The organism is Massilia glaciei, from assembly GCF_003011895.2.
Taxonomy (GTDB): domain Bacteria; phylum Pseudomonadota; class Gammaproteobacteria; order Burkholderiales; family Burkholderiaceae_D; genus Telluria_A; species Telluria_A glaciei.
On the sequence record NZ_PXWF02000117.1, the window covers coordinates 1 to 6953 of the forward strand.

Here is a 6953-nt window from a genome sequence, read left to right on the forward strand (position 1 = left end):
GCCCGCCCGCGGGCGGCCGGCGCCGGCTGCGCGGCGCGCCTCAGCGCGCCGGTGGCGACACCGACGGCGGCAGCGCGCCGCCCTGGGCCCAGGCGCCGGGCTGTTCGGCCATGTCGAGGCGCAGCTTGGCGCCGCGCATGATGTCGGCGTGGCGCAGCCAGGCCTGGTCGAACGGCTTGCCGCCCAGTTGCGCGCGCCGCACGTGCAGCGCCTTGTCGCTGCTGGCCGGGGCTTCGAGCACGAAGCGGCGCCCGTTGCCCAGCTCGATGGTGGCCTTGCGGAACACCGGGCTGCCAACATAGTAGTAGTCCTCGCCGGCGTGCGGATAGATGCCCAGCATCGACCACACCAGCCAGGCCGAGGTGGTGCCGCTGTCGTCGTTGCCCGGCAGGCCGTCGCTCGCGCTTGAAAAGTGCGACAGCGCCTTGCGCACGTAGTGCTGGGTGCGGTCGGGGCGGCCGGCGTGGGTGAACAGGTAGGTCTGCAGCATGCCCGGCTCGTTGTAGGCCTCGTAGTGGTGTTCGACCGCCGTGGTCAGCTTGTCGGTGAAGGCGGCGCGCCCGCCGTTGAGGGCGATCAGGCCCTTGTTGTCGTGCGGGACGTACCAGCTCCAGGTCCAGGCGTGGCCCTCGTAGTACTGGCGCCCGGTCTCGGCCTTGAGCGGATCGAACGGCGCGAACCAGTCGCCGTTGCGCAGGCGCCCGCGCATGAAGCCGGTGCCGGCGTCCCACTGGTTGGCGTACCAGAGCTGGCGCGCCTCGAGCGCGGCGATCTCGCCGGGCGTGCCGTAGCGGCGCGCCAGCGACAGCACCGCGAAATCGTTGTGCGCGTATTCGAGCGTGCGCGAGACGCCCTGCACGTCGCGGTATTTTTCGGAGGCGTCGGTCGGCAGGTAGTGGAGGGAAAGGTAGTCGGTCAGCCGGAAGCGCCCCTGGTTGGGGCGCCGGTTCGACGCCGGATCGGCGTCGACGAAGGCGTTCTTGCGCACCGCCTCGTAGGCCAGCTTCCAGTCGACGCCGGGCAGGCCCTTGGCGTAGCCGTCGGCGACGATCACGTCGGCGCTCGAGCCGTTCTGCACGTGTTCGTAGTGCCAGGCGCTGTGGGCGTCGCCGGTCCAGCCGTCGGTGCGGTGGTAGTCGAGCATGGTGTTGACGATCCCGGCCTGGACGCGCGGCTGGATCAGCGTCAGCAGTGGATTGACGGTGCGGAAGGTGTCCCACATGCAGAGGATGTTTTCGTAGTACGGACGCTGCCCGTAGCGCGCCGGCGCCTCGCCGGTCCAGTCGTTGGGCGTGAGGTGGACGCGGTACAGGGCGGTGTAGAACTGGGTGCGCTGGCTGGCGCTGCCGCCCTCGATTTTGATTTTTCCGAGCGCCGCGGCCCACGTGCGGCGCGCCGCCGCGTGCGCCGCCTCGAAGTCCCAGCCGGGCGTTTCGCGCTCCAGATAGCCGCGCGCCTGCGCCACGCTGTGGTACGACAGCGCCACGCGCGACTGCACCTTGGCCGGCGCGCCGGCGCCGCCCCGGGCGAAGTCGAGGGTCGCGCCGCGGCGCTTGGCGTGCTGCCACAGCGCGGAGGCGGCGAACGGCTGGTCGAAGCGTGCGACGAAATACACGGTCCAGCTGCGGTTTTTGTCGCGCGCCCCGATGAAGCTCATCTTGCCGCTCACCTCGCGCCGCTCGCGGTCGATCTCGAGTTCGCCATCCTGCGGCAGCGCCGAATTCCACGAGGCGTCTGTCCCGTACAGCACGTGGCTGGCGTCGAGCACCACGCGCGGCTGGCCGGGACCGTGGAAGGTGTGGCGGTGCAGCGCGACGTCCTGGGTGGCGGTCAGCTCGACCTGGACGTCCCACGGCGCCATGTGCACCGTGTAGTAGCCGGGCGAGGCCCGCTCGCCGCTCTTGGCCTTCGAGACCATCTGCCACGGCGTGGCGACCGGCCCGGTGGCGGGCATGAGCGAGATGTGCCCGTAGAGCGGGCCGCCCATGCCCGAGATGTGCTGCTGCGAGAAGCCGTCGATCTGCCGGTCGCGCTTGTAGCCGCCGGCGCCGCTGCCCGGCCCGGTGTCGGGGCTGACCTGGATGAAGCCGAAGGGCAGGGTGGCGCCCGGGAAGACATTGCCCTCGCCGGTGGTGCCGATGAACGGGTCGACCCAGTCGATCGGGGCGCGCTCGGCGGTGGCTTGGACGGCGCCGGCCGGAGCCGCGTGGGAGAGGGCGGCGCCGGCGAGCAGGGCCAGCCCGATCAACAGCGGGGACAGGCGGGGCGGGGCAAGGGGGTGTGGGCGCAAGATAGGCTCGTCGTCGGATTGGAAGGGGCGGCGACTGCGCGCCGCCGTCGCATGAGCCCAATGCTAGGCCGGCGCGGCGGCCGCCGTCCATCACGAAAACGCGCGAACGCCTTGCGATTTTTGCGCCCTGCCCGCGTCGAAACAGCGCGGCTGGGCGCGGTGGCGCCGGTTACAGCCCCACGTCGGCGTTGCGCAAGCGCCCGATCCGTTCCTTGTCGCTCGGATGCGAGCTGAAATAATCCTGGGCCTCTTCCTCTATTTCTTGCTCTTCTTGTGGGGCTTCCTGTGCGGCTTCCTGCGCGGCCTCCCCCGCGCCCTCGGCCCGCGCCATCGCGGCCCGCAGCGCGTCCGGATGGCTGAATCTGGCGAACATGTCGGCCATCGGCGCGAGCGCCATCCGGTTGCGGCGCAGCATGGCGATCGCGTACTGGTCCGACTCGCGCTCGAAATCGCGCGAGTATTTCTGGTCGAGCAGCAGGGCCGGGGCCATCGACGCCAGGCTCGTCAAGTCGCCCGTCCACAGGTTCACGAGCGCCGCCACGCCCAGCGTCTGGATCAGGCCGCGCACGCCGTGGCGCCGTTGCAGGTGCCCCAGTTCGTGCGCCAGCACGCCCATGACGGCCCGGTCGTTTGCGGCCAGGCGGACCATCTGGTCGGTCATGACGATCGTGCCGTTCGGGATCGCGAACGCGTTGGGCCCGATTTGGCTGTCGCGGAACACGATCTGGTATGGCGTCCTGCGCCCGTCCGGCTGCGCGAGCTGCGCGAACATGCGGCGCAGGCGCGCCTGTTCGGCCCCGGGCAGCGTGCTCGGCCCCAGCATGCCCGCGTCGAGCAGCGCCAGTTCGCCCTCCCCGAGCCGCTGGTCGAGCGCGACCGGCACGCGCGCGGCGATCTGGTCGGCCGCCCACGGCACGCCCCACTGGTAGCCCGAGACCAGCGACGCGAGCAGGCACACGAGCGCCAGCAGCGAGAGCGGCCAGTTGTTCTGCCAGCGCACCACCCACGGTTCAAGGTAGCGGTTGCTCGCTAACATTTTGGTCAGTCCGGGGCCGTCCGCCTCGATGAAGGCGCCGTCCGGAAAGCGCATCACCCGCGGCGCGCGCGCGAGCCGCTCGGAGATCTCCATCTGCGACATGCGGATGGTGCGGTGGATGCCGGCGCCGCGGATCGAGATCACGCGCTTGTGGATCACGACGGTGACCGGATGGCGGCGCGTGCTGCGCCCGTCGAAGTAGCTCGCCTCTATCATAGGGCGATGTCGACATCGAAAAAGTCGCCCGCCTCCTGCCCCAGCGCGCCGGCGTTGTCGCCGGCCTGGTTGAGCAGGAAGTCCTCGACGCTGTCGTCGAACACGAGGCACATGCTCTCGACCTTGTACTTGACCAGGCGGATCGTGGCGAACGGCTTGTACAGCCCGCAGGTGAGCATGATCAGCACCAGGTTCGAGGCGTGGATCCACACCAGTTGGCGCGCGCTCGCCGTGCTCAGGAAGTGGTGGCCGCCCAGGACCGTGTTGTTCCAGACGACATTCTGGATCCGGCTTTCGAGGTACGGGCGCAGGAACAAATAGAACGCGGACGCGCTCAGCAGCCCGTAGATTATCTGGAACAACCAGCCGAAGGTGCCCTGCATGAGCCAGGCGAACATGCGCCCGGTGAGCAAGGTGAACGCGAAGGCGGAGAACGAGCCGAGAAAGAACACGCCGATCGCGCGCCCGTAGATTTTGAAAAAATCACCCAGCGGGGCGTGGAAGAAAAACGGCGTCTGGCCGAAATAGGCGTTGTCGTGCTGGTAGCGCTTGAGGAAGAAGTGCGCGACCGGGACCATCGCGGCGAACACGAGCAGCGGCAGCAGCACGCTAAGGACCACGCTGATGCCGCCGCTGCGCCAGAAGGTGACGAAGACGGTCCAGGCGAAAAACGCGGTCACCGCGAGCAGGATCGGAAACAGGCTCAGCGCCTTGTAGGCGCCGCCGACCGTGCCGGCGAAGCGCAGGCGCAGGCCGCGATAGCTCGAGTTGATCATCGTGAAGCGGAACGAGCGCGAAAGCAGCCACGGCATGATGGCCGCGAGCAGCGCCGCGACCACGATCGAGGCCGCCACCGAGCGCCCCCAGCTGAACTTGAAGGCGACCAGCAGCCCGACCGCCAGCACGCGCCCCTTGAGGATCGCGCGCGCGTCGCCGTGGTAGTAGAAGCTCGAACCGGCGATCCTGGTGTTGCGGTAGAAGTACTGCAGCCGGCGCACCTTGGCCCAGGCCGAATAGACGCCCAGCGTGACGATGGTCAGCAGCAGATTGACGACCCAGATCCGGAAGTACTCGCCGCCGCTGCCGGTGAAGGCGAACCGCTGGTCGCCGCGCAGCGCCGCGTCGTCCGCCGGGCGGGCGGCGGCGGGCCGGGCCGCGGCGCGCGTGGCGGCGCCGGGCGTGGGCGCGTCGTCTTTGTCGGTCAGTGCCAGTTGCATGGTGGGTCGAAGAGCCTGGTTGAAATTCCAGCAAGGATTCTAAGCCAGAACGGTTTCCAATATTTAATCCGACTTGACATATTCTTAATATGCATCCGCGGCGCCGGTTCGCCTCGCCTTTCCGAAAAACCAATAAATATGCGGTTTGACTGATCTGGCACAGGGTTGCCGCGTGGACACGCCGATACTGTGTCGATGGCTTCAGGCCAAGGCGCAAGCCGGCCGCCCGCGGCATCGACTGGAAAAATGCACGTTCATCGTTCATCGTTGATCTAACTAAAGGAGGGTGTTATGGCACGATTTGGTGTGGAGGGAATCAGGTATTTCAACCATGCGCGCGCGGCGGGCGTGAGCACGGCGGGAGACCTGACGTATACCTTTAACCGCAGCAATGGTTTCGATTCAAAATTGCGCTCGGCGGGACATGCGCGCGCCTTCTATTGGAGCAATACCGATTGCTGGGAGACCGACATCCGCGACACCGACCAGGGTGGCGACGACCGCAACAATGTTGACGATGTCGATATCTTCTGGATCGAAACCCACGGCAACCACGAGGCGGACGGGCGCGCGCGCATGCTCTACGACACGCCCCGCGCCAACTGGCGCACCTTTTCAAACCAATGGCAACTGGGCGAGAACTGGAATGCCGAATGGGTGATGGCCTACTCGTGCAAGACGGTGGACCGCGACCGCGTCGGCGCCCTGTGGAACATCTTCGCCGGCATGCACATCTATTGCGGCGCCTGGGACAACATGTGGGACGGCATCACCACCGACGAATGCGGCGAGGACGTCGGCGACAATTTGGTGCGCGGGCACACGGTCAGCCACGCCTGGCACGACGGGGTCTCCGACTGGGCCGTGGACAACCATCCGATCACCGTCTGCGTGGGCGACGCCGACACCTGGAACGGCGGCGCCATCCGCTGGGATCGTTCCTACCTGAACCGCGACCATCTATGGGGCCACGGCAATGTGAACGCCGACCTGGCGCCCGCGCGGCAAGCGTGCATTCTTTGGTATTGGACGGAGGGTTGAACATGAGCGATTTCCTGATAGAAGGGCTGGCCACGAGCGCCTGCAACATTCCGCCGCACGCCGATGTGATCGCCGTTCGGCAGTTGTCGCCGGAGGACATGCGGGCGCGCGCGCGCCAGATGCTCAACCAGATCGGCGAGCACGAGGTGTGCTCGTTCGACCGCGGCGACTGGATCCGCAGGGACGACCATTCGGTGGCGTACCTGCCGCACGGCGCCAGCGCGATCGTCTACCATGCCTCGGGCGGCATGAAATACGATTCCGGGCTGGCGCCGATGGAGGCGATGTTTGAGCGGATGCACGACAAGGAACATCTGACCGGGATGGTAGCCGCCGCGGCCGCCAAATTGAGGATCGATCAATGGGCCGGCGACCAGGGGAAGATCGCCTTCGAACGGCTGTGGCAAATGAAGGCGCAGGGCGCCGACCGCGACGCCAACATGTCGGAGCCGGTGCTGACCCGCGTGGTGGGCGCGTACCGCCACTTCGTCGACGGCATTCCGGTGCTCGGCGCGGCCTCGGTGGCGCTGCGGCTGGCCGGCAGCGGCGCGCTCGACTCGATGTCGGTGCAGGTGCGCGCCAGCGCGTCGGAGACGCTCGAGCGGGTGCGGATCATCGACCAGGAACTGGCGGCGCGCCAAATTTCCCTGCAGCTGAGCAGCCTGCTGGGACAGGCCAAGGAACCGTTGCCGCGCGATGTCATCGAGTCGTACGGCATGCAGTTCGGCTACATCAACCTGGGCAAGCGCCATGCCCAGCGCGTGCTCGCGCCGGTGTTCATGGCGCAGGTGAGCCTGCGCCACAAGCTCGAACGCCAGGCGTATGTCCTGGTGGTGGCGGCGACCGAGAAATCCTACCTGCCAATCTGCCATTGCGGTGACGAAGCGCTGCCCGCGCGCAGCCGCGCGCGCGGCTGACGCGGCAGCGAGCGGCGGCACCACGCGCGGCCGGTTTCGCCGGCCGCGCTCCTTTTTGCGGCACCCGGGCGCCGCCCGCGCGTGCCGCCCGTCGGCGCGGCGTGCATCGCCGCCGCCCCGCTCTTGAAAACGAAGACTAGTTGCCGCGCCGTAAGCCAAAAGCGGCGCCGGGGTCTGACCCCGATAGCGAAATATTTCATAACTGGGGTATGACCCAATCCACCGGACTTAACGGG

Annotated in this window: 5 protein-coding genes; 2 read left to right on the forward strand and 3 right to left on the reverse strand. The window is 67.8% G+C overall.

Translation table 11 applies throughout. From position 1 onward, the window contains the following. Positions 1 to 40: 40 nt before the first annotated feature. The 3 genes from C7C56_RS08530 to C7C56_RS08540 all read right to left on the reverse strand — a co-directional run bounded on the left by C7C56_RS08530 (position 41) and on the right by C7C56_RS08540 (position 4759). The gene (locus tag C7C56_RS08530; protein WP_181373076.1) at positions 41 to 2290 is read right to left on the reverse strand and encodes a GH92 family glycosyl hydrolase; all 2250 of its coding nucleotides are present in this window, start codon (positions 2288 to 2290) and stop codon (positions 41 to 43) included. 169 nt (positions 2291 to 2459) lie between these two features. Then, the gene (locus C7C56_RS08535; RefSeq protein WP_106757014.1) at positions 2460 to 3542 is read right to left on the reverse strand and encodes a M48 family metallopeptidase; all 1083 of its coding nucleotides are present in this window, start codon (positions 3540 to 3542) and stop codon (positions 2460 to 2462) included. Further along, a complete protein-coding gene (locus C7C56_RS08540) occupies positions 3539 to 4759 on the reverse strand; it encodes a YjgN family protein (protein ID WP_106757015.1) in 1221 nt (406 codons plus the stop codon). Before C7C56_RS08540 ends, C7C56_RS08535 begins: the two co-directional genes overlap by 4 nt. A 291-nt stretch (positions 4760 to 5050) precedes the next feature. Here C7C56_RS08540 and C7C56_RS08545 point away from each other — a divergent pair, with 291 nt between their 5' ends. Both C7C56_RS08545 and C7C56_RS08550 read left to right on the forward strand, forming a co-directional pair. After that, positions 5051 to 5800, forward strand: a complete 750-nt coding sequence (locus C7C56_RS08545) for a DUF6345 domain-containing protein (protein WP_106757016.1) — start codon at positions 5051 to 5053, stop codon at positions 5798 to 5800. A gap of 2 nt (positions 5801 to 5802) precedes the next feature. Continuing rightward, entirely contained in the window at positions 5803 to 6717 is a 915-nt protein-coding gene (locus C7C56_RS08550; RefSeq protein ID WP_106757017.1) for a hypothetical protein, read from the forward strand. Positions 6718 to 6953 lie beyond the last annotated feature (236 nt).

Bases quoted from the DNA above. Each gene is read 5' to 3' on its own strand.
- C7C56_RS08535 (WP_106757014.1), bottom strand. From the start codon at position 3,542: ATGATAGAGGCGAGCTACTTCGACGGGCGCAGCACGCGCCGCCATCCG.
- C7C56_RS08540 (WP_106757015.1), bottom strand. From the start codon at position 4,759: ATGCAACTGGCACTGACCGACAAAGACGACGCGCCCACGCCCGGCGCC.
- C7C56_RS08545 (WP_106757016.1), top strand. From the start codon at position 5,051: ATGGCACGATTTGGTGTGGAGGGAATCAGGTATTTCAACCATGCGCGC.
- C7C56_RS08550 (WP_106757017.1), top strand. From the start codon at position 5,803: ATGAGCGATTTCCTGATAGAAGGGCTGGCCACGAGCGCCTGCAACATT.